Annotated in this window: 18 protein-coding genes; 1 reads left to right on the top strand and 17 read right to left on the bottom strand. The window is 64.8% G+C overall.

Features of this window, described 5'->3' with window-relative positions:
- Positions 1-25: 25 nt before the first annotated feature.
- The 16 genes from AC1DOX_RS21365 to AC1DOX_RS21290 all read right to left on the bottom strand — a co-directional run bounded on the left by AC1DOX_RS21365 (position 26) and on the right by AC1DOX_RS21290 (position 18,393).
- The gene (locus AC1DOX_RS21365) at positions 26-1,099 is read right to left on the bottom strand and encodes a protein-glutamate methylesterase/protein-glutamine glutaminase (RefSeq protein WP_092140830.1); all 1,074 of its coding nucleotides are present in this window, start codon (positions 1,097-1,099) and stop codon (positions 26-28) included.
- A gap of 22 nt (positions 1,100-1,121) precedes the next feature.
- Positions 1,122-1,778, bottom strand: coding sequence for a chemoreceptor glutamine deamidase CheD (gene cheD, locus AC1DOX_RS21360; RefSeq protein ID WP_092140974.1), 657 nt, complete (start codon positions 1,776-1,778; stop codon positions 1,122-1,124).
- Entirely contained in the window at positions 1,778-2,695 is a 918-nt protein-coding gene (locus AC1DOX_RS21355; protein WP_441623108.1) for a CheR family methyltransferase, read from the bottom strand. Before AC1DOX_RS21355 ends, cheD begins: the two co-directional genes overlap by 1 nt.
- Before the next feature lie 72 nt (positions 2,696-2,767).
- A complete protein-coding gene (locus AC1DOX_RS21350; protein ID WP_092140826.1) occupies positions 2,768-3,262 on the bottom strand; it encodes a chemotaxis protein CheW in 495 nt (164 codons plus the stop codon).
- 21 nt (positions 3,263-3,283) lie between these two features.
- Positions 3,284-5,302: a chemotaxis protein CheA gene (gene cheA / locus AC1DOX_RS21345; protein ID WP_477101499.1), complete on the bottom strand. Its 2,019-nt coding sequence runs from the start codon at positions 5,300-5,302 to the stop codon at positions 3,284-3,286.
- A 61-nt stretch (positions 5,303-5,363) separates the two neighbouring features.
- On the bottom strand, positions 5,364-6,341 hold the full coding sequence (gene motB / locus AC1DOX_RS21340; protein ID WP_441622779.1) for a flagellar motor protein MotB: 978 nt from the start codon (positions 6,339-6,341) through the stop codon (positions 5,364-5,366).
- A 12-nt stretch (positions 6,342-6,353) separates the two neighbouring features.
- Positions 6,354-7,217, bottom strand: coding sequence for a flagellar motor stator protein MotA (gene motA, locus AC1DOX_RS21335; RefSeq protein WP_441622777.1), 864 nt, complete (start codon positions 7,215-7,217; stop codon positions 6,354-6,356).
- Between the two features lie 125 nt (positions 7,218-7,342).
- Complete coding sequence (gene flhC, locus AC1DOX_RS21330) at positions 7,343-7,948, bottom strand: flagellar transcriptional regulator FlhC (RefSeq protein ID WP_092140820.1); 606 nt, start codon at positions 7,946-7,948, stop codon at positions 7,343-7,345.
- On the bottom strand, positions 7,945-8,262 hold the full coding sequence (gene flhD, locus AC1DOX_RS21325; protein WP_010812713.1) for a flagellar transcriptional regulator FlhD: 318 nt from the start codon (positions 8,260-8,262) through the stop codon (positions 7,945-7,947). Before flhD ends, flhC begins: the two co-directional genes overlap by 4 nt.
- A 388-nt stretch (positions 8,263-8,650) precedes the next feature.
- Positions 8,651-9,403, bottom strand: coding sequence for a DUF4088 domain-containing protein (locus AC1DOX_RS21320; protein WP_441622774.1), 753 nt, complete (start codon positions 9,401-9,403; stop codon positions 8,651-8,653).
- Between the two features lie 102 nt (positions 9,404-9,505).
- Positions 9,506-11,362 carry a methyl-accepting chemotaxis protein gene (locus AC1DOX_RS21315; protein WP_477101498.1) on the bottom strand — a complete coding sequence of 619 codons (1,857 nt, stop codon included), beginning with the start codon at positions 11,360-11,362 and terminating at the stop codon, positions 9,506-9,508.
- Positions 11,363-11,466: 104 nt separating this feature from the next.
- A complete protein-coding gene (locus AC1DOX_RS21310) occupies positions 11,467-13,125 on the bottom strand; it encodes a methyl-accepting chemotaxis protein (RefSeq protein WP_441622770.1) in 1,659 nt (552 codons plus the stop codon).
- A 96-nt stretch (positions 13,126-13,221) separates the two neighbouring features.
- Positions 13,222-13,710: a chemotaxis protein CheW gene (locus AC1DOX_RS21305; protein ID WP_092140812.1), complete on the bottom strand. Its 489-nt coding sequence runs from the start codon at positions 13,708-13,710 to the stop codon at positions 13,222-13,224.
- A gap of 157 nt (positions 13,711-13,867) precedes the next feature.
- On the bottom strand, positions 13,868-14,251 hold the full coding sequence (locus tag AC1DOX_RS21300; RefSeq protein ID WP_092140810.1) for a response regulator: 384 nt from the start codon (positions 14,249-14,251) through the stop codon (positions 13,868-13,870).
- A gap of 205 nt (positions 14,252-14,456) precedes the next feature.
- Complete coding sequence (locus AC1DOX_RS21295; RefSeq protein WP_441622767.1) at positions 14,457-16,430, bottom strand: putative bifunctional diguanylate cyclase/phosphodiesterase; 1,974 nt, start codon at positions 16,428-16,430, stop codon at positions 14,457-14,459.
- 130 nt (positions 16,431-16,560) lie between these two features.
- Positions 16,561-18,393: a methyl-accepting chemotaxis protein gene (locus AC1DOX_RS21290; protein ID WP_441622765.1), complete on the bottom strand. Its 1,833-nt coding sequence runs from the start codon at positions 18,391-18,393 to the stop codon at positions 16,561-16,563.
- Between the two features lie 688 nt (positions 18,394-19,081).
- Here AC1DOX_RS21290 and AC1DOX_RS21285 point away from each other — a divergent pair.
- Positions 19,082-19,387: an H-NS histone family protein gene (locus tag AC1DOX_RS21285; protein WP_092140804.1), complete on the top strand. Its 306-nt coding sequence runs from the start codon at positions 19,082-19,084 to the stop codon at positions 19,385-19,387.
- Between the two features lie 109 nt (positions 19,388-19,496).
- Here AC1DOX_RS21285 and galE read toward each other — a convergent pair whose 3' ends face one another.
- Positions 19,497-20,516: a UDP-glucose 4-epimerase GalE gene (gene galE / locus AC1DOX_RS21280; RefSeq protein WP_441622762.1), complete on the bottom strand. Its 1,020-nt coding sequence runs from the start codon at positions 20,514-20,516 to the stop codon at positions 19,497-19,499.
- Between the last annotated feature and the right edge of the window lie 9 nt (positions 20,517-20,525).

The following is a 20,525-nucleotide window of genomic DNA, read 5'->3' as shown; positions in this document are numbered from 1 at the left end:
CGTTGTCTTTTGTTGCTGCGCGACCTTATACGCGCTGTGCCCGCGCACCAAACGTCGCCAGGTGCGCCATGACGCGCTGGCTCATCTGGTGCAGGGGCACCACTTCATGCACGCCGCCGGCAGCGATGGCTTCCTTCGGCATGCCAAACACGATGCAGGACTGCTCGTCCTGCGACAGGTTGTACGCGCCCGCCTCGCGCATGCGGAGCATGCCACGGGCGCCGTCCTTGCCCATGCCGGTCAGGATCACCCCCGTCACGTTCTTGCCACCGTGCACCGCGGCCGAATCGAACAGCACATCGACCGACGGCCGGTGGCGGTTGACGGGTGCCTCCTGCGACAGGTGCGCCACGTAGTTGGCACCACTACGCGCCAGCAACAGATGCGAGTCGCCGGGGGCGATATACGCGTAGCCCGGCAGCACGCGCTCGCCGTGCTCGGCTTCCTTGACCGTGATGCGGCACAGGCCGTTCAGCCGCTGCGCGAACGACTTCGTGAAGCCGGCCGGCATATGCTGCACGATCATCACGGCCGGACAATCCGGCGGCAGCGGCATCAGGAATTCCTTGATGGCTTCCGTGCCGCCCGTGGACGCGCCCACGATGATCAGCTTTTCCGTCGACAACAGCGGCGTGCGCAGGATCGGTGCGGCAGGGGCGCCTTCCGCCGGGGCTTCCGCCCTCACGCGCACCCGGGCGCGGGATGCCGCGCGGATCTTGTCCGCGATGGTGTCCGTGTACTCGATCAGCCCGTCCCGGATACCGAGCTTGGGCTTGGTGACGAAATCCACCGCGCCCAGTTCCAGCGCGCGCATCGTGATTTCCGATCCGCGCTCGGTCAGCGAGGACACCATCAGCACCGGCATCGGCCGCAGGCGCATCAGGCGCTCCAGGAAATCCAGCCCGTCCATGCGCGGCATTTCCACGTCCAGCGTCAGCACGTCCGGATTCAGGCGCTTGATCAGGTCACGCGCTACCAGCGGATCAGGGGCGGTCCCGACAACCTCCATGTCCGGCTGGCTGTTGATGATCTCCGTCATCAGGCTGCGAATCAGCGCGGAATCGTCCACGCACAGCACCTTGATTTTCGCGGCGGTCATATTCGTCTCTACGTCTCACATTTCAGGCCAGCGGTCTCGCCGTTGCCTGCCGCGTAAATAATTCCACTGCGCCTCGGGTGGGCGCCTTTGTGGATGTGGACAGCGCGCGCGCCAGTGCGCGTTCATCGCGTTCCACGCCTACCGTGTCATCCTGTCGCGTCAGCCGGCGCACCAGCGCCAGGCCGCTCGATGGGAAGTAGCTGACCCGTCGCGCATGCGGCCCGCGCAAATCCTGCGCCGCCACGCGAATCTCTTCGGTCTTCAGATACTTCAATACAAAATCGGCATTCCGGTCCCCAATATTGAGGGTCGTCATGTTGGCCAGGACGGCTCCGCCGCCAAAAACCTTGGCCTCAAGACGCTCGCGCCGGGCGCCCATCTTCAATAGTTCATTGATCAGCACTTCCAGCGCATAGCAGCCGTAGCGCATGGAGGCGGACAGCATGCGGTCCGCGCCGGCATTCTCGTCGTCGGGCAGCATGAAATGGTTCATGCCACCGACGCCGGCCACTTCGTCGCGAATGCATGCGGCCACGCAGGAGCCCAGCACCGTGGTCAGGACCACGTCCTCGCCGCTCACGTAGTACTCGTTGGGCAGCAGCTTGATGGCCTGCTTGCCGAATTCGCGGTCGAAGTATTTGCGCGTGGCGATCGCCTCGGGCATCTGGGGCGTCCGCATCATGCGCCTCCTCCGCTGCCCTTGCCGGCCAGCTCGTAGACGGTTTGTCCACGCAGCTGGAACGCGCGCGTCACGTAGGAGAAGTTCTCCGAATGACCGGCGAACAGCAGGCCGTTTGGCTTGAGCAACGGTGCAAACCGCTCCAGGATGCGGCCCTGGGTGGGCTTGTCGAAATAGATCATCACGTTGCGGCAGAAGATCACGTCGAACTTCTCGCGCAAGCCCCAGTCCGGCGCCAGCAGGTTCAATGGCTCGAACGCGATCGTCGACGCCAGGTCCGGCTTGACCTTGACCGATCCCGCGCGCGCGCCGGTGCCCTTCAGGAAGAAGCGCTTCAGGCGTTCCTGCGACAGCCGCGCGACCTGCTCGCTCGTGTACACGCCGTTGCGCGCCTTGGCCAGCACCTGCGTGTCGATATCGGTGGCCAGCACCGTGCCGGCGCGGTCGCCCAGCGCCTCGGCCAGCGTGATGGCGATGGAGTAAGGCTCTTCGCCCGTCGATGCTGCCGCGCACCAGACGCTGTAGGGCCGGCCAGTCTTCTTGGCGTGCTCGGCCAGCAGCGGGAAGTGGTGCGCCTCGCGGAAGAACGAGGTCAGGTTGGTGGTCAGCGCATTGGTGAAGAACTCCCACTCCTGGGAGCCCTCGTCCGATTCCAGCAAGGACAGGTAGCTGCCGAAGTCGCCCAGCTGCAGCGACCGCAGGCGCCGGGCCAGCCGGCTGTAGACCATTTCGCGCTTATGGCTGCCCAGCGAGATCCCCGCGCGCTTGTGAATCAGCGCGCGGACTTTCTCGAAATCGCGCTCGGTCAGCAGGAAGTCACGCATGTCGTCGCGCAGCGGCGCCAGCACCGGTGTTGCGGGTGCGGCGGCCGCGCCTGGCTTCCCGGTGGCGCTGGAGGAAGAACGGAGCGGCGTCATGGTGTGTTTCTTTCAGGTGCCGATTAACGGCGTAACTGCTTGTTCGGATCGCTGCGGCCCGGGCTGCCCGGATCAGGCGAGCTCGGCCTCGACCAGTTCCATCTCAGAGCTGGTCATCATGCGTTCGATGTCGATCAGGATTAGCATGCGGCCATCCACCGAGCCCAGACCCGTCAGGTGCTCGTTGGATACCGACACGCCAAACTCCGGCGCCGGCTTGATGTCGCCGCCCGTCAGCGTGAGCACGTCCGACACGCCATCCACGACGATGCCGACCACGCGGCCGGCCACGTTCAGGATGATCACCACGGTCTGGTGGTCGTAGCGCACGTTGCCCAGGTTGAACTTCAGGCGCAGGTCCACGATCGGCACGATCACGCCGCGCAGGTTGGTCACGCCCTTGATGAAATCGGGAGCGTTGGCGATGCGGGTCACCGTCTCGTAGCTGCGGATTTCCTGAACCTTGAGGATGTCGATGCCATATTCCTCGGTCCCCAGCGTGAAGACCAGGTATTCCTGGCCAGAGGCTTCGCTGCCCTGGGTATCGATATGTCCGATGCCGGCCATGTCTGTTCTCCTTGCTGTTGATTACTGTGCGACCACGGGGTCCTGGCGGCGCACGCCAGTGCGCTGCAGCGCGCCCACATCCACGATCAGCGCGACGCTGCCGTCGCCGAGGATCGTGGCGGCGGAAATGCACGGCACCTTGCGATAGTTCGTTTCCAGGTTCTTCAGCACCACCTGGTGCTGGCCGATGAGCTGGTCCACCAGCAGCGCAAAGCGCTTGCCCTCGGCGGACAGGATCACGGCGATGCCTTGCGTCGGCTCCTGCAGCGCGCCGGTCACGTTGAAGACCTTGTGCAGCTCCAGCAGCGGCAGGTATTCGCCGCGCACGTTCATCACGCGCTCGCCATTGGCGGCGGTGTGCACGTCTTCGGACTTCGGCTGCAGGGACTCCATCACGCAGTTCAGCGGCAGGATGAAGGTCTCCTCGCCCACGCGGACGGACATGCCGTCCAGGATGGCCAGCGTCAGCGGCAGCACGATGCGGGTGGTGGTTCCCAGGCCCGGACGCGAGCTGATTTCCACGTGACCACCCATTTCCTGGATGTTCCGCTTGACCACATCCATGCCCACGCCACGGCCGGACACGTCGGTCACCACTTCCGCCGTGGAGAAGCCCGGCGCGAAGATCAGTTGCCAGACTTCCTCGTCGCTGATGTTCTCCGATACCGGCAGACCGTTCTGCAGGGCCTTGGCCAGGATGCGGTCGCGGTTCAGGCCGCCACCATCGTCGCTCACTTCGATGACGATGTTGCCGCCCGCGTGCTGTGCGGAGAGGATCAGTTGGCCGGTCGCATCCTTGCCGGCGGCCAGGCGCTTCTCCGGCGTTTCGATGCCGTGGTCCAGGCTGTTGCGGACCAGGTGGGTCAGCGGATCGATGATGCGTTCGATCAGGCTCTTGTCCAGCTCGGTCGCCTTGCCGAACGTGACCAGGTCGATCTGCTTGCCGAGCTTGCTGGCCAGGTCGCGCACCAGACGCGGGAAGCGCGAGAACACGTAGTCCATCGGCATCATGCGGATGGACATCACGGCTTCCTGCAGGTCGCGCGCATTGCGCTCCAGCTGGCCCATGCCCGAGAACAGGCGGTCAAACAGCACCGGGTCCAGCGACGACGCGGTCTGCGCGAGCATCGACTGGGTAATCACCAGCTCGCCCACCAGGTTGATGATCTGGTCGACCTTCTCGGTCGGCACGCGGATCGATCCCGAATCGGCAGCGGCGGCCGCCGGCTTGGCCTTCTCTTTTTCCTTGTCCTTGGCAGCGGCGGCCGGTGCCGCAGGCGCGGCTGCCACGGGTGCCGGCGCAGCCACCGGCGCCGGTGCGGGCGCGGCAGCGGCTGCCGGTGCGGCACCGCCGTCCACCGATTCCACGGCGATCTGCTTCTCGTCGATCACGAAGCAGCAGACCGCGATGATGTCGTCGGCGCTGCACTGGCTGTTCAGCCAGATCGTCAGGTCGCCGTCTTCTTCCTGCTGGCCGGTGATCTCGCCCAGGTTGGCGATCTCTTCGCGCAGCAGTGCCTGGTCGGCCGCCGATACCTTGATCAGGCGGACCTTGAGGTTGCCACCGGACGCGGCGGCTGCAGGCGCGGGCGCGGCGGCCACGGGCGCCGGGGCCGGCGCGGCGGCATGGCCCGCGTCGCCGCCGGCTTCTTCAGCCAGCTGCTGCAGGACGGCGCAGATACGCGCCAGCGTTTCCGGATCGGGTTCGGTGCCGTTGCGGTAGGCGTTGAGCTGATCTTGCAACACGTCCTTGGTTTCCAGAAAGGTGTCGATGATGACCCGCGTGAGGGCCAGTTCCCGCCGACGCGTACGGTCAAGCAGGTTCTCAAAGATGTGCGTGGTCGCGGTCAGAGCCGCGAAGCCGAACGTCGCCGCGCCGCCCTTGATGGAGTGCGCAGCGCGAAAGATCGCGTTGAGCTCTTCCGCATCGGGGGACTCGATGTCCAGCCCGAGCAGCAGCTGCTCCATTTCAACGAGCAGTTCCTCGGCCTCTTCAAAAAAGGTCTGGTAAAACTGCGTGATATCGATATCGACAGACATGCCCGTCCTGACTCGCTAAATTGCTCTGAAAGATGTGCCACCCGTGATAGGGCAGCACGCCTCACTCGATCTTGCCTTTGGGCCCGCTGGCCGGCCTGGCCGCAGGGGTCGATGCCGCTTCCAGCTGCGCCTGCATTTCCTGCCCTGCCTTGCCCTTCTGCGCCTGCACGGAGACTTCCGCCGCGCTGGCGTTTTCCGATTCAAACTGGGCCTGGGCGCGCTTGTTCAGCACCACGATGCTGATGCGGCGGTTGACAGGCGCCAGCAGGTCGTTCTTCTCTAGCGGCATGGTGTCCGCCAGCCCCAGCACGCGCAGCACCTTGCCTTCCTGCATGCCACCGCCGATCAGTTCCTGGCGCGAGGCGTTGGCGCGGTCGGCGGAAAGCTCCCAGTTGCTGTAGGCGCGTTCGCCATTCATGTACGTGGCGGAATCCGTGTGGCCGGACAAGCTGACCTTGTTCGGCATTTCATTGAGCACCGGCCCGATCTCGCGCAGGATGGTGCGCATGTACGGCTCCACCGAGGCACTGCCGGTGCGGAACATCGGACGGTTCTGCGTATCGAGGATCTGGATACGCAGCCCTTCGCTCGTGATGTCCAGCAGCAGCTGCGGTCGGAACTGGCGCAGCATCGGGTTGTTCTCGATGATCTGTTCCAGACGACCCTTGAGCGCGCGCAGGCGCTCGCTGTCCAACTGGTCGCGGCGGCGCTGGGCGTCCGACGGATCGTTGGTCGTCGCACGCATGACCTCGCCGTCCTTGGCCATCGGGTCCTTGCCGCCGCCGGGAATGACGCTCTTGGAGAGGCTGCTCTTGTCGCCACCGGCCACAGCCACCTTGAGCGGTGTCTTGAAATACTCGGCCACGCCGACGAGCGTCTTCGGGGAAGCCGAGCTCAACAGCCACAGCACCAGGAAGAGCGCCATCATGGCCGTCATGAAGTCGGCGTAGGCGATCTTCCAGCTGTGGTTGCCGTGCGGCTTGGTGTGCGACTTCGCCTTCTTGATGACGATCGGACGCAGGTCCTGGGCGCTGCTCATGGCGGATCTCCGTCAGGTCAGGCTCTTGACTTCACGGACGTGGTCGTCGAGCTCAAGGAACGACGGACGTACCGTGGAGTAGAGCACCTTGCGGCCGAATTCCACCGCCACCAGCGGCGCGTAGCCGTTGAGCGAAGCGAGCAGCGTGACCTTGATGCACTCGTACATCTTCACGCTTTCCGACACCTGGTGTTCGACGCGGGACGCCAGCGGCGATACGAAGCCGTAAGCCAGCAGAATGCCCAGGAACGTTCCCACCATGGCGTGGGCGATCAGCGCGCCCAGCTCGGACGGCGGCAGGTCCGCGGAGGCCAGCGCATGCACCACGCCCATCACCGCGGCCACGATGCCGAAGGCCGGCAGGCCATCGCCAACGCGTGACAGTGCGTGGGCGGGAATCTCGGCTTCGTGGCGATACGTTTCGATTTCGTGGTCCATGAGCGCCTCGATCTCGAAGGCGTTCATGTTGCCGTTGACCATCATGCGCAGGTAGTCGGTCAGGAACTCCATCATCTTGGCATCGGCCAGGATGCGCGGGTACTGACTGAAGACGCTGCTCGATGCGGGATCGGCAATTTCCTTTTCGAGGAACAAGATGCCTTCGCGGCGCGCCTTGGACAGCAGCACGTACAGCAGCGCCATCACGTCAAGGTACAGCTCCTTCTTGTACTTGGAACCTTGCAGCAGTGAGGGCATGGCCTTCATGGTGGCCTTGATGGCCTTGCCGCTGTTGGAGCTGATGAATGCGCCAACGGCGGCGCCGCCGATGATGATGAGCTCCGCCGGTTGATAAAGCGCGCCCATGTGGCCGCCGGTGAGGGCGTAACCACCCAACACCGCCACGACTACGACGACATAGCCAAGAACTACTAGCACGATCGGATCCCCGTCTGAAAAACACGCGTCAGGCACGCACAAGGGCATCCTGTACGGGCCAGCGGGGTCACCGCTCGCCAGGTACCGGGAGCCCACCTGCTACGCGGACGTCTGGCCAGATGGAATCAGGCTTCGGTCTGCGCGGCTGCGGCGTCCTTCGAGAGCTTCTTCACCTTTCCGGCACGCGACGGCGGGCGGCACAGGCTGCACACGAAATTCGCGTGCGGCTCATAAGCGTGCGTCACGAACTGCCCGCCGCAACACGTGCAGGTGGAAAGCTGCAGCATATTGCTCTCGAAAAACCGTACTAACGTCCAGGCACGGGTGAAACTTAAGACAATTTCGCCGCCAAGCAGCGAAACGTGCTCGAGGTACAGGCGATAGCTCGCCACCACTGCGCGAATGCCAGACGTCTCGCCTTCCTGCACCATGAACTGGTACGCGGAGAAGAACAGCGAGGAATGGATATTCGGCAGCCAGGTGGTGAACCAGTCCGTCGAGAACGGGAGCATGCCCTTGGGCGGCGACGCGCCACGGAGCTCCTTGTAGAGGCGGATCAACCGGTCGCGCGAGAGCGTGGTCTCGGCTTCAAGCACCTGAAGGCGCGCACCCAGGCCGATCAGCTCGATGGCGAGCTGCGTCTGGTTGGCATCCTGCAGGACGCTCTTGCGGTTGGGGATGGGAGTGGCCGTAAAGCTTCGGGCTGGCTGGGCCTGGAGGAGCGCGGTCAATTGAGCGACTCCACAGGTTGCCGGGCGAGAAGGATAGCAGCGTGGATCTGCTGCATATCATGGCTCTTGGCCGTGTGAGTGAGTGTGGAAAGCAGCGCGTGATCGTCGAAGCGGAAACGGCACAGCACCATATTCGATGCGGCCAGCTTGACGAGTTGCGCCGAGGTCAGCTTGGCGAGAATGTCAGCGATTTCCTTGCTGACGCCAAGCCTGAACATGGCTTCCACCTGGTTTTCGCGCACCAGTCGTTGCGCGAGCAGCAGATAGGCGAGGTTGACCTCCCTGATCTCCTGGAGAACTTCACTGCTTTCCAATTTTTCCCCGCTACCAAAAACCCTTCGACCGCTTGTCCGGCGCTTACCGACTTTTTTGCTGCAAGTCGGCGACCAGATCGTTTGATGCGTGTTCGATGGGTACGACGTACTACGAAAGGAACTGCGCCCGGTTACACCACTTCTCGTAAACGTTACAGATGTTACAGAGTGTAAATGAAACTGTTACGTTTATATCGGCAATTCGCCCGCACTGCCAATCCCTACTTGAGTTGGGGGATAGCAAATGTCGCACGGAAAAGACATGGCCCTCCGAATTTGTAACAGCTCGGGGGGCTGACTTCTGATTTACATCAAGGCTGTAACACTTCACTTACTGAACGGACACTCCACGTTTGTGGTGGACATGCCGACGCCCTGACGGATTCCACTATTGACGAATCAGACCGCCTTGGCTAAACAGCTGCCGCAACCACGCAGCCAAACGCGCGAAGATATCGTCGGGCGCTTCGCGGAACAGATGCGGCCGCGCACGTTCCACCTGTTCGAGCACGCGTGCGGCTTCCTCTGCACTGACAGAACCGTATTCGAGCGCCAGACCCAGCAACGCGCGCAGCTCTCCCACCTTGCTCCGACCCAGTGCTTCGCTCTGCTCAGTCTGCAGCGCATACATGACGTCATACGCGCGCTGGCGAAGACTGTCGGCCATGCGCCACGCCGGTGTGCGCATGCGTTCCTCGAGCGTGCGGATATCCACGGCGGATGAGGAGATCTGTGCCGCGAGCGCTCCCGTGAAGGCCGCATCCGCGCCGGCCTCCGAAAGAATCTGCGTGGCCCAGTCACGCGCGTTGTCCACGCGCTGCTGGGGCGTCCAGTCCGGCTGTACCGCCAGACCAAAGCCGAAGCGCTGCGCATCGCGCATCAGCGCCGCCAGCGCATTGGGTAACTGCTTGTCGAAGACCTTCTTCGCCCAGCCATATTCGCCACTGGCCAGCAACCGCATGACGGCGCGCTCGGTCAGCGGGCCATCCTGCTGCATCAGTCGCGCGCGCAGGAAGTCATCGAATGCCGGCGGGATGAACTCGGCATCGAGCCCCGTGGAGACTTTTACAAAGGCATCGAAGTCCGCGCGCAGCCGCGCAGTGGCTTCGGCTGACAGGGACAGGCTGATGTCGGTGGTCATGATGTCATTGGACGAGAAAGCGCCCCGGCGCGCTTCCTACAACACGTCGCCGGGGCACACTGCATCGCTCGTGGCGTTGCATCGGAGCGCGTTATCGGCCGCTCAGAATGCGCTCCAGTCGCCGTTGTCGGATGCGCTGCTCGCCAGGGCGGCAGCGGGGCGTACCAATGAACTATCGGCAGCTTCGTCGGCAACTTCAGCGGCGGCCATCACGGCAGGCGCTGCAGCGGCCGCGACCAGCGCCGTGCTCGTCGACTTGCGCGCGGTGCGACCCTTGGCTGCCTTCAGCGTGGAGGTCACTGCGGCCTTCACACCGGGCTTGGCGATCGAACGTGCCGCCGGTGCGGCAAGCGCGCCGAGCGACGGGCTGGTGCTGGCGGCATCGTCCTGCGACAGGCGGAAGGTCGAGACCGACTCCTGCAGCCTGCCAGCCTGATCCTGCAGGGACCCGGCGGCGGCGGCGGCCTGCTCCACGAGCGCCGCGTTCTGCTGCGTCACCTCGTCCATCTGCGCCACGGCCTGGTTCACTTGCTCGATGCCCGAGCTCTGTTCCGCCGATGCCGCGCTGATCTCGCCCATGATGTCGGTCACGCGCTTCACCGCCTGCACGATCTCGCCCATCGTCGTGCCAGCCTGGCCCACCAGTGCCGCGCCGTTATCCACGCGCGCCACGGTGTCGCCAATCAGGCCCTTGATTTCCTTGGCCGCATTCGCGCTGCGCTGCGCCAGGCTGCGCACCTCGCCGGCCACCACGGCAAAGCCGCGGCCTTGTTCGCCAGCACGCGCGGCTTCCACCGCGGCGTTCAGCGCCAGGATGTTGGTCTGGAACGCGATGCCTTCGATCACGCCGATGATGTCGACGATCTTGCGCGATGCCTCGTTGATCTCGTCCATCGTCTGCACCACGCGGCCCACTACTTCGCCGCCGCGCACGGCGGTCTCCGAGGCATTGGCCGCCAGGCCGCTGGCCTGCCGCGCGTTGTCGGCGTTCTGGCGCACCGTGCTGGTCAGCTCCTCCATGCTCGATGCGGTTTCCTCCAGCGACGCGGCCTGCTGCTCGGTACGTTGCGACAGGTCGTTGTTGCCGGCGGCGATCTCTCGCGAAGCGGTGCCGATCGATTCGGCGGATTCCTTGAAGTCGCGGACCATGTGCGACAGCTGCTGCTGCATCTGGCTCATCGCGTGCAGCAGGCTGCCACGGTCACCCTTGCGCAGCGATACCTTGCCGGAGAAATCGCCTTCGGCAATGCGTGCGGCGATGGCGGCGGCGTAGCCCGGCTCGCCACCGAGCTGGCTCGACAACTGGCGCGCCAGGAACCAGCCCAGCAGCACGGACACCGCCACGCCACCGATGACCAGCAGCAGCATCAACACGCGCGAGCTGTTGTACACGCTGGTCGATTCTTCCATGTTGGCCTTGGCGCGGTCATCGCGGCGCTTGACCATCTTGAACAGCACGTCTTCCAGCGCGCGGCTTTCCTTGAGCAGGTCCGCGCTTTCCGTAAAGACGGTGCTTTCAAACTGCGACGTGTCCAGCGGCTGCTTGCCGACCAGTTCCACGTACTTGGTCATGCGCTCGCGGAACGGCGGCACCAGCTTGTCGTATTGCTTGAACAGCGCCTGGCCTTCCGGTGCGTTGAACGAATCCTTGGCGGCCTTCACGCGCGCTTCCATCGTCGTCAGTGACTTTTGGATCTCGTCCTTCTCGGTCGCGCGCTCGCCCATGGTCGAGGCCGACAGCAGCGCGATCTGGGCGCGGCTGGCGTAGACCAGGTTGATGTTGCCGTCCTGCACGGCCTTCAGGGCCTGCAGATCGGTGTTGTAGATCTTGCCGGTCCATTCCGCCATGCGCCCCATATTCACCACGCCCAGCAGGCCGATGATGGCACCGATCACGGATACGACCAGGAAGCCAGCAATCAGCCTGGTTGTAACGCGCAGTTGATTGAACCACTGCATAGAACTACCCCCTTCTGTCAGAAAAGACCGGGATTGGCATCGACTGCTCCCTCCCGCGTTGTCACGGCGTTTCGTGCGCCGCTCTTACCCCGTTCCTGTGAAACTCAGGCTGTTGCCAGCCCGGCTTCGCGCCCCACTTCACCGATCGCCGCCACCCGTCGCGCGCGCGCCGGCCGGATTTCGGCCTGCATGCTGACGCGGAAGGTGGAGACCGATTCGCGCAGGCGATCGGCTTGTTCTTCCAGCGAGCCCGCCGCGGCAGCGGCCTGCTCGACCAACGCGGCGTTCTGCTGCGTCACCTCGTCCATCTGCGCCACGGCCTGGTTCACCTGTTCGATGCCCGAGCTCTGTTCCGCCGATGCCGAACTGATCTCACCCATGATGTCAGTCACGCGCTTCACCGCCTGCACGATCTCGTCCATGGTTGCGCCTGCGTCGCTCACCTGTGCCGCGCCGTTATCCACGCGCGCCACGGTGTCGCCGATCAGGCCCTTGATTTCCTTGGCTGCATTCGCGCTGCGCTGCGCCAGGCCGCGCACCTCGCCGGCCACCACGGCAAAGCCGCGGCCCTGCTCCCCGGCCCGCGCGGCTTCCACCGCGGCGTTCAGCGCGAGGATGTTGGTCTGGAATGCGATGCCTTCGATCACGCCGATGATGTCGACGATCTTGCGCGACGCCTGGTTGATCTCGTCCATGGTCTGCACCACGCGGCCCACCGCCTCGCCCCCGCGCACGGCGGTCTCCGAGGCATTGGCCGCCAAGCCGCTGGCCTGCCGCGCGTTGTCGGCGTTCTGTCGCACCGTGCTGGTCAGCTGCTCCATGCTCGAAGCGGTTTCCTCCAGCGACGCGGCTTGCTGTTCCGTGCGTTGCGACAGGTCGCTGTTGCCGGCCGCCACCTGGTGCGTCGCCGTGGAGATGCTGGCCATGCCCGTCTGGATGTCGTGCACGACGGACAACAGGCTGCGCTGCATGGTCTGCATGGCGCGCGACAATGCGCCGATTTCGTCGTTGGACCGATATTCGAATCCCGTGGTCAGGTCACCGGCACCCAGGCGCAGCGCGAAGTCCAGCATCTCGCCGACTGGCCGCTCCACGCGCGAAACCAGCATCGAGCCCGCCGCGAACGACGACAGCACCGCCAGCCCGAATGCGCCCCACAGCCACGGCCACAGTTGCGCGGTGACCTCGGGGGCCAGCCAGTGCGCGCCCGTGACGGCGGCCAGGAACCACACCAGCCCGGCCAGCTGCGCCCAGAGGATGCGGCGCTTCAGGTTCACGCGCGTAAGTCGCCCGATGAAGCCGGCCACACCGGTACGCACCACGGCGCCATCGCGAATCGCCAGCCCTGCGGCACGGCTTTCGCGGAAGCGCTGATACAGCGCATCGGCGGCTTCGATCTGCTCGCGGCTGGCCATCGAGCGCACCGAGGTATAGCCCACGATCCGGCCATCGACGCTCGTCGGCGTGACGGTGGCATGAACCCAGTAGTGGTCGCCGTCCTTGCGTCGGTTCTTGACGATGCCGACCCACGACTTGCCCGCCTGGATCGATTGCCACAGGTCGGCAAACGCCTCGGGCGGCATGTCGGGATGGCGCACCAGGTTGTGCGCCGCGCCCAGCAGTTCCTCAGCCGTGAAGCCGCTCGTCTCGATGAACGCCCGATTGGCGAACGTGATCCGACCCTTGAGATCGGTACGCGAAATCAGGTAATCGTTCGACGAGAGCAGGTGCTCGCGCTGGGTAACTGGCTGGTTGTTTCTCATGGATGATTGCTGCGTGGTCGCCGATGGCCCCGGCGCGCTTTGTCAGGCGGCGCGCACCGTTGGCCGGGATGGAAAAGCCGGGCTGCCCGGCAGGTCTCAGGCCGTGCCGGCCGCGGCGTCGATGGCCGCCAGGTCGTCGAGATCCATCAGCTTCTCGATGTCCGCAAGAATCAGCATGCGGCCCTCGAGCGATCCCAGGCCACGGATGTATTCGGTTTCCACGCCACCGGAGAGCGCCGGTGCCGGCTTGATCTGCGATGGGGTCAGCGTCAGCACGTCGGACACGCCGTCCACCACGATGCCCGTGGTGCGTGCGTTCAGGTCGACGATGATCACGACCGTGTACTGGTCATAGGTGACCTCGGCCTGGTTGAACTTGATGCGCAGATCGATGATCGGGACGATGATGCCGCGCAGGTTGATCACGCCCTTGAGGTAAGCCGGCGCGTTGGCGATCTGGGTCACCGATTCGTAGCCCCGGATCTCCTGAACCTTGAGGATGTCGATGCCGTACTCTTCGCGGCCAAGCCTGAACGCCAGGAATTCCTCTCCCGCGCCGTCTGCCTTGTTGATGCTGGTATTCATGGTTGCCCCCGCTGGCTTGGTTGGTCGTGGCCGGGTGACGTCTCCCTGGCTGCTGGCGACCGGAAGCAGTGCCCCGGCGCTGGCCGGGCACCTGCTATGGCCCTCCAGTATTTACGGCAGGGCGCGGGGTGAATAAAGGGCGACATGGCCGCCTGGTTTACCCCTCTGTGGGAGGGGCAAGCAGCGCCTGGACCGAGTCCATCAACTGGTCGGGATCGAACGGCTTGGCGAGGAAGCCGGAAGCGCCGGCTTCCCGCGCCTGATCGAGGATGCGGTCGTCATGCTCGGTGGACAGCATCAGGATGGGAATGGCGGCGTAGGCCGGCGTGGCGCGCAGCGCGCGGATCAGCGTCAGGCCATCCATGCCGGGCATGACCTGGTCGGTCACCAGCATGCCGAAGTCCCCCTCCTGCGCCACTTCATGCGCCTCCTTGCCATCGGCGGCTTCCGTGACCGTATAGCCGCCGGCCCGCAGGCAGGCACCAATCATGCGGCGCAGGGAAGGCGAATCGTCGACGACGAGTATGCTCGGGAGAGACATGGGGACTCCGTGAATGGTTGGTCCGCCAGGGGGGCGCAACGCACATACGGCGGCCGGCGGCGGACAGGCCAGCCGGCGAGCACGCCGTGCGCGTGCCACTGCCCTGTATTCGGCATATCGTCCGGCCGTGGCCGCGATGTAGACCGCCGACGGCGGGATAGAGGAAAACCTCTAATTCCGGCGCCGGCGTTTACCGTCGCACCGGTTATGCGGCGCGAAGGGTTTCGGCGAACGCCGACGGGTCCAGCGGCAGGGACATCAGGTAGCCCTGGACTTCGTCGCAACCCATCGCGTGCAGGATGTCGAGCTGCGACGCGGACTCCACGCCTTCGGCCACCACCTTCATGCGCAGTTCGTGCGCCAGCGCCACCATCGACCCGACGATCGCCCGCCCCTGCGGGTCGGCATCGAGCCCGCCGATCAGCGTGCGGTCGATCTTGAGCGTGCCCACGCGCAGCCGCTTGAGGTAGCCCAGGCTGGAATAGCCGCTGCCGAAGTCGTCGAGCGCCACGTGGATGCCCAGCGCCTGCAGCTCCGCCAGCGTTTCCAGCGACTTGCCGATGTCTTTCATGGCCGCGGTCTCGGTGATCTCCAGCGTGATCGCGGACGGCGGGATGTCGTGCTGGTGAATCTGGTCCAGCAGGTACTGCGGGAAATTGCGACTGGCGAAGCGCAGGCCGGAGACGTTGATCGCCACGGGCACCACGGGCAGCCCGGCATCCTGCCACTGGCGCACCTGCGCGCAAACCCGGGCGATGACCCAGTCGTCGAGCTTGTCGATCTGGCCCGACTGCTCGGCCACCATGATGAACTCCGCCGGGTTGACGATGCCCAGCGCGGGATGGCGCCAGCGGCAAAGCGCTTCGGCGCCCACCACCCGGCGATGCCGGACGTCGAACTTCGGCTGGTACATCAGGGACAAGGCGTCGTCCTGGATGGCCAGCCAGAGGTCGCGGCGGATCACGCGCGTGCGCCGCGCCCGCTCGCCGGCGGCGGAATTGAATACGCGCACCTGGTTGGAGCCGCTTTCGCGCGCCTCGGTCAGGCTGACGCGGGCCGCCTGCATGAGCGCCTCCGACGTCTGTGCGTCGCGCGGATAGATGGCGATGCCGATGTTGACGCCGATCTGCATCTGCAGCCCGCGCGCCGCCACGAATTCGGCCAGCGATCCCAACACCCGCGAGCCCAGTTCATGCGCGCGGTTGTGCTGGACCATTTCCGGCACGCCGACGGCGAACTCGTCGCGCGCCAGCCGGGCGAGGAAGTCGTGGGGCTCCAGCGCGGCCTGCGCCAGCGCGCCGGCATCCTGCGCCAGGATGTCGTCGGCACGCACCTCGAAGACCTCGTCCACCTCACGGAAGTCGGCGATATGGATCAGCAGCACCGCACAGGCCATCTCGGACAGCCTGGCCTGCGCAATGGTCTGGTCGAGCCAGCGCCCAAACGCAACGCGATCCGGCAGCTCCGTGCTCACGCTGTATTCGCCCAACGGCGCCTGACCGCGTGCAGCGGGGCGCACGGTCAGGCCGGGAATGCGGGCGTGGCCGCGCCGGCTCGGCCTGGACTCGGTGTGGCGCGCGATCTGCGCGGTGGGAATCTCATCGATGAGGTCGTCGATCAGGCCGCCCTCAGCGCGTGCCGGCACGGTCAGCCATCCATTCGACTGGGCGCGATGCACGGCGAACATCGCCAGGCAAAGCAGCGTGAGCCCGCCCGCCAGCCAGGCCGGGCCGGGGAGTCCCGCCGCATCCATGCACGCGCGTGCCGTCATCGACTGGCCGCCACATGTGCGGCCCAGCCGCGTACCGGCCACGGCCACCAGCCCGGCCCCGGCGACCATTGCCACCACCACGGCGGCACGCCAGCCACGCGTGCCCTGGCGCAACCAGTGGTAGGCCGAGGCAAACCATTGGGTGGCGACGACGCTGGCCACCAGCGAGGCGACCAACGTGGCCGCAAGCTTCGCGCCGTCGTTGACGGCGGTCAGGGTGCCGGACGCCAGCGCCACCCAGAGCGGCATGCCGATGATGCCCTGCGACATCAAGGCCGCCGACCACATCAGGGACCGGCCTGTCTTGCGTGCCTGCCCGCCCTCCGCGTTGGCTGTGCGCACCCCCCGCGCGGCGGCAACGCCGAGCAAGGCTGCAAGCAGCAGGAGGCTAGAACTCGTGGCAATCATTGGGGCTGCGCGATGTTGGACGAGGCGCGCGCATCGGAACACCGGGGTGCGGACCTGGAAAGGTCCGCATCATGGCATCTTGCGGTCGCCGTGTGAACAGTAATGCGCTGATTCCGGACGGATTACCGACTCAGAATGCGGCCCAGTTGTCGTCGGCTGCCGCTGCTGGCGTCGTGCCGGACAACGCAGGGCGCAGCAGCTTGTCTTCGCGCGACTTGCGCACGACCGGCGGACGCGTCGACGTCGGGCGCGCCGGCGCGCGATCGGCACTGCGCGCATGTCCGGCAGGTGCCTTGATCGCCGGTGCGGCCGATGCCGCCGGTCTTGCCTTCGACGCAACGGCCGGCAGCGCGGCGAGCGAATGGGCCGGACGCTGTGCGGCGATGGCGGCCTGGCGGACGTCGCCGCCCGCGCTCAGCGTGAAGACCGACACCACGCTCTTGAGCTTCTGCGCCTGCTCTTCCAGCGCGCCGGCGGCGGCCGCGGCTTCCTCGACCAGCGCCGCGTTCTGCTGCGTGACCTGATCCATCTGGTTCACGGCCTGGTTGACCTGCTCGATGCCGGTGGTTTGTTCCTGCGACGCGGCGCCAATCTCGTTCATGATGTCCGTCACGCGACGCACGGCCTGGACGATCTCGCCCATGGTCTGGCCCGCTTCGGCCACGAGCCGGGTGCCGCTTTCCACGCGCTGGCCGGACTCGCTGATCAGCGACTCGATTTCCTTGGCGGCGTTGGCGCTGCGTTGCGCCAGGCTGCGCACCTCGCCAGCCACCACGGCAAAGCCGCGGCCCTGTTCGCCGGCACGCGCGGCTTCCACCGCGGCGTTCAGCGCCAGGATGTTGGTCTGGAACGCGATGCCTTCGATCACGCCGATGATCTCGACCACCTTGCGCGACGCCCCGTTGATCTCGTTCATGGTGTCAACCACGCGGCCGACCACGTCGCCACCCTTCATGGCGATCTGCGATGCCTCGCCGGCGAGCACACCGGCCTGGCGGGCGTTATCGGCGTTCTGGCGGACCACGGTGGTCAGCTCTTCCATGCTGGCGGCGGTCTGCTCCAGCGACGACGCCTGCTCTTCGGTACGTTGCGACAGGTCCGTGTTGCCGGCGGAGATCTGCTGCGTGGCCGAGGCGATGGAATCCGTGCCACCGCGCACTTCGGCAACGATGCCGGACAGACTGTCCTGCATGGTGGCCAACGCCTGCATCATGCGGCCAACCTCGTTCCGGGACATGCTGGTGATGCGAGACGTCAAGTCGCCGCGCGCCATGCGCTCGAACACGTCCAGCGCCTCTTCCACGGGACGCACGATGGCGCGATGCAGCGCGACGGTGGCCACGATGGCAATGGCGATGCCAAAAGCGATCAGTGCGATCGACACAACGCGAATCGTCTCAAAGCGAGACTGCGCGGCGTCGAAGTTCTCCTTGCCCGTGTTCAGCTGGAACTTCTCCAGGTTGTCGTGCGCGGTGGACAACGATCGCTGCAGATCGGGCAGCACGTCCCGCGCCAGGCGCAGCGCCTCTTCCTTGCTGCCGGCAAGCAGTGCCTTTTGCAGCGGAAGCGCACCCTTCTCAAAGAAATCCTGGCGCCGGGCGGCCAGCGCGCTGGCCAGCGTCTTTTCCTCGTCCCCCTGCGGCAGCGCCATGTAGCGCTTCCAGCCGGCATCCGACGACTCCACGAACACCATGGAGCGGTCGACGTGCTTCTTCATATCGTCGCCTTCCGCGCCGGGCATGACGCCCCGGTCCAGCGCCAGGCGCACGCGGGTGGTGCCGAGCATCGCTTCGCTCAGGGCCAGCGACGACGCAAGCTGGTTGGCGTAGGTCTCCTTCAGCGCATCATTGGTCTGCGAGATGCCATGCAAGCCAGCGCCGCCGACGAGCAACAGGATGGCCGCAAGCATGGCCATGGCGCCCCGCAAAAGGGTCTTGATCTGAATATTGTTGTGGAAGGACATGATGTGCTGATCATTAGGAGGAAACCCGACGCCACTCCCCTGCGCCGGTCCGGCAGGCCGACACCCTGACGGCCTGCTCAAGACACGATAACGGCCGGGCCAGAAGCATCCTTGAGGCATACGGTAAATCGGCACTTTGAATGACGACTGACGCACTTTCAAACGATCGGAAAATACCGGCGCATATGCCACATGACATCCCGCAAATGCTGCGGCACACCAAACTGAAAACCACCGCGGGCCTGTTGCTGTTCAGCACCTGCTGAATTCGTCCGCCATCGGGAAGTCGATTGAACAGTCGTTTGGCCGGTCCATTAGGGCCGCGCCGCGTAACAGAAGACGCGCGAAAACGCGCGACTACACAAGTGCACGGTGTGCCATTCCGCGCCGGCATGTCGCCCGGAATGCAGCCGTTATTGGGACCGCGTTTTGCTGTCGACGCGATACGCATCGCAATTCCTGCCGGGATTTATCCCGGTTTTTTCGCATGCTATTCACGCGTCGATGAACATGCCGCTTGCAAATGCCACGGAGGACTACGCACCTACTTAAAAGTTCAGCGAATATATCGATTTGAGACTTTTCGTAAATTTGGTCTGTTTAGCGCCGGGGGGATTTGCAGCATGGCATCGTGTGGTTATAATTCCGTCTGCTATTCACAGACCCACCGATAAATCGAGGCATACAAATGGCGACATATCAGGAAATCGTTCAGAAAATCAGCGAACTGCAGAAGCAGGCGGAAGAGATCAAGGCACGCGAGCAAGCCACCGTGATCGCCGATATTCGCGAGAAAATCGAACAATATGGCCTGACCGCCGACGACCTCGGTTTTGGCAGCAAGGCCGTAGCCGGCAAGAAGGCCAGCCGCAAGGTCCCGGTGCGATATCGCGACAGCGCCGGCAATACCTGGACCGGCCGCGGCAAGCGCCCGGGCTGGCTGACGCAGGCGCTGGCCAACGGCAAGACGGTGGATGACTTCCTGATCCGCTAAGCAGTGGCCGAAACTGTCGTATGCATTAAAAAACCGGGCAATTGCCCGGTTTTTTTATTTTGTGCCGCTCACACACCCCCGCAGAAACGGGTACGCGTGACGGTCGGCACTAGGCGGCAAACCCCTTCGGATTCATCGACTGCCAGCGCCAGGAATCCGCGCACATCCGGTCGATGTCATGGCGGGCGCTCCAGCCAAGCAGTTCCCGGGCGAGCGTCGGGTCGGCATAGCACGAGGCAATATCGCCCGGCCGACGCGCGACGATCTGGTAGGGAACAGACCGGCCGCTGGCACGTTCGTAGGCCTTCACTACCTCCAGGACGCTGTAGCCGCGCCCGGTTCCCAGATTCACCGTCACGCTCCGCGCCTTGTCGCGCAGATAGCCCAGCGCCGCCACGTGTCCGTCGGCGAGATCACAAACATGGATGTAGTCGCGGACGCCCGTACCGTCGATGGTCGGGTAATCGCCGCCATAGATGCTGAGCTTTTCGCGCCGGCCGCCGGCGACCTGTGCCACATACGGCATGAGATTGTTGGGAATACCGCCGGGGTCTTCTCCAATCCGGCCGCTTTCATGCGCCCCGACCGGATTGAAATACCGCAGGTAGCCAATTCGCCAGGAAGGATCGGAAATCTCCAGATCGCGCAGGATCTGCTCGCTCATCAGTTTTGTCTGACCGTATGGATTGGTGGCCGAGAGCGGGAAATCCTCGAGGATCGGCACGGTATGCGGATTTCCATACACCGTGGCGGATGAACTGAACACCAGTTGCCTGACGCCTGCCGCCTGCATGGCGGCGCAAAGCGTGACCAGTCCATTGAGATTGTTGTCGTAATAGGCGAGCGGCTGACTCACCGATTCCCCCACGGCCTTGAGCGCGGCGAAATGAATGGCGCCCGTGATCTTGTGTTCGGCCAGCAGGCGGTCCAGCAACGCCCGGTCTCGCACATCGCCTTCCACGAAATGCGGCGTCTTGCCGCTAATGGCGGCCAGGCGGCTTACAACCTCCCGGTTACTGTTGCACAGATTATCGAGCCCGATCACGTTGTAGCCCGCTTCAAGCAGTGCCACCCATGTGTGCGAAGCAATATAGCCAGTGGCGCCCGTCAGCAGTAAGGTCTCAGCCATGTGAATGTT

The sequence above is a fragment of the Cupriavidus sp. 01L415 genome, from assembly GCF_056400065.1.
This window is presented reverse-complemented; position numbering and strand designations above follow the sequence as displayed.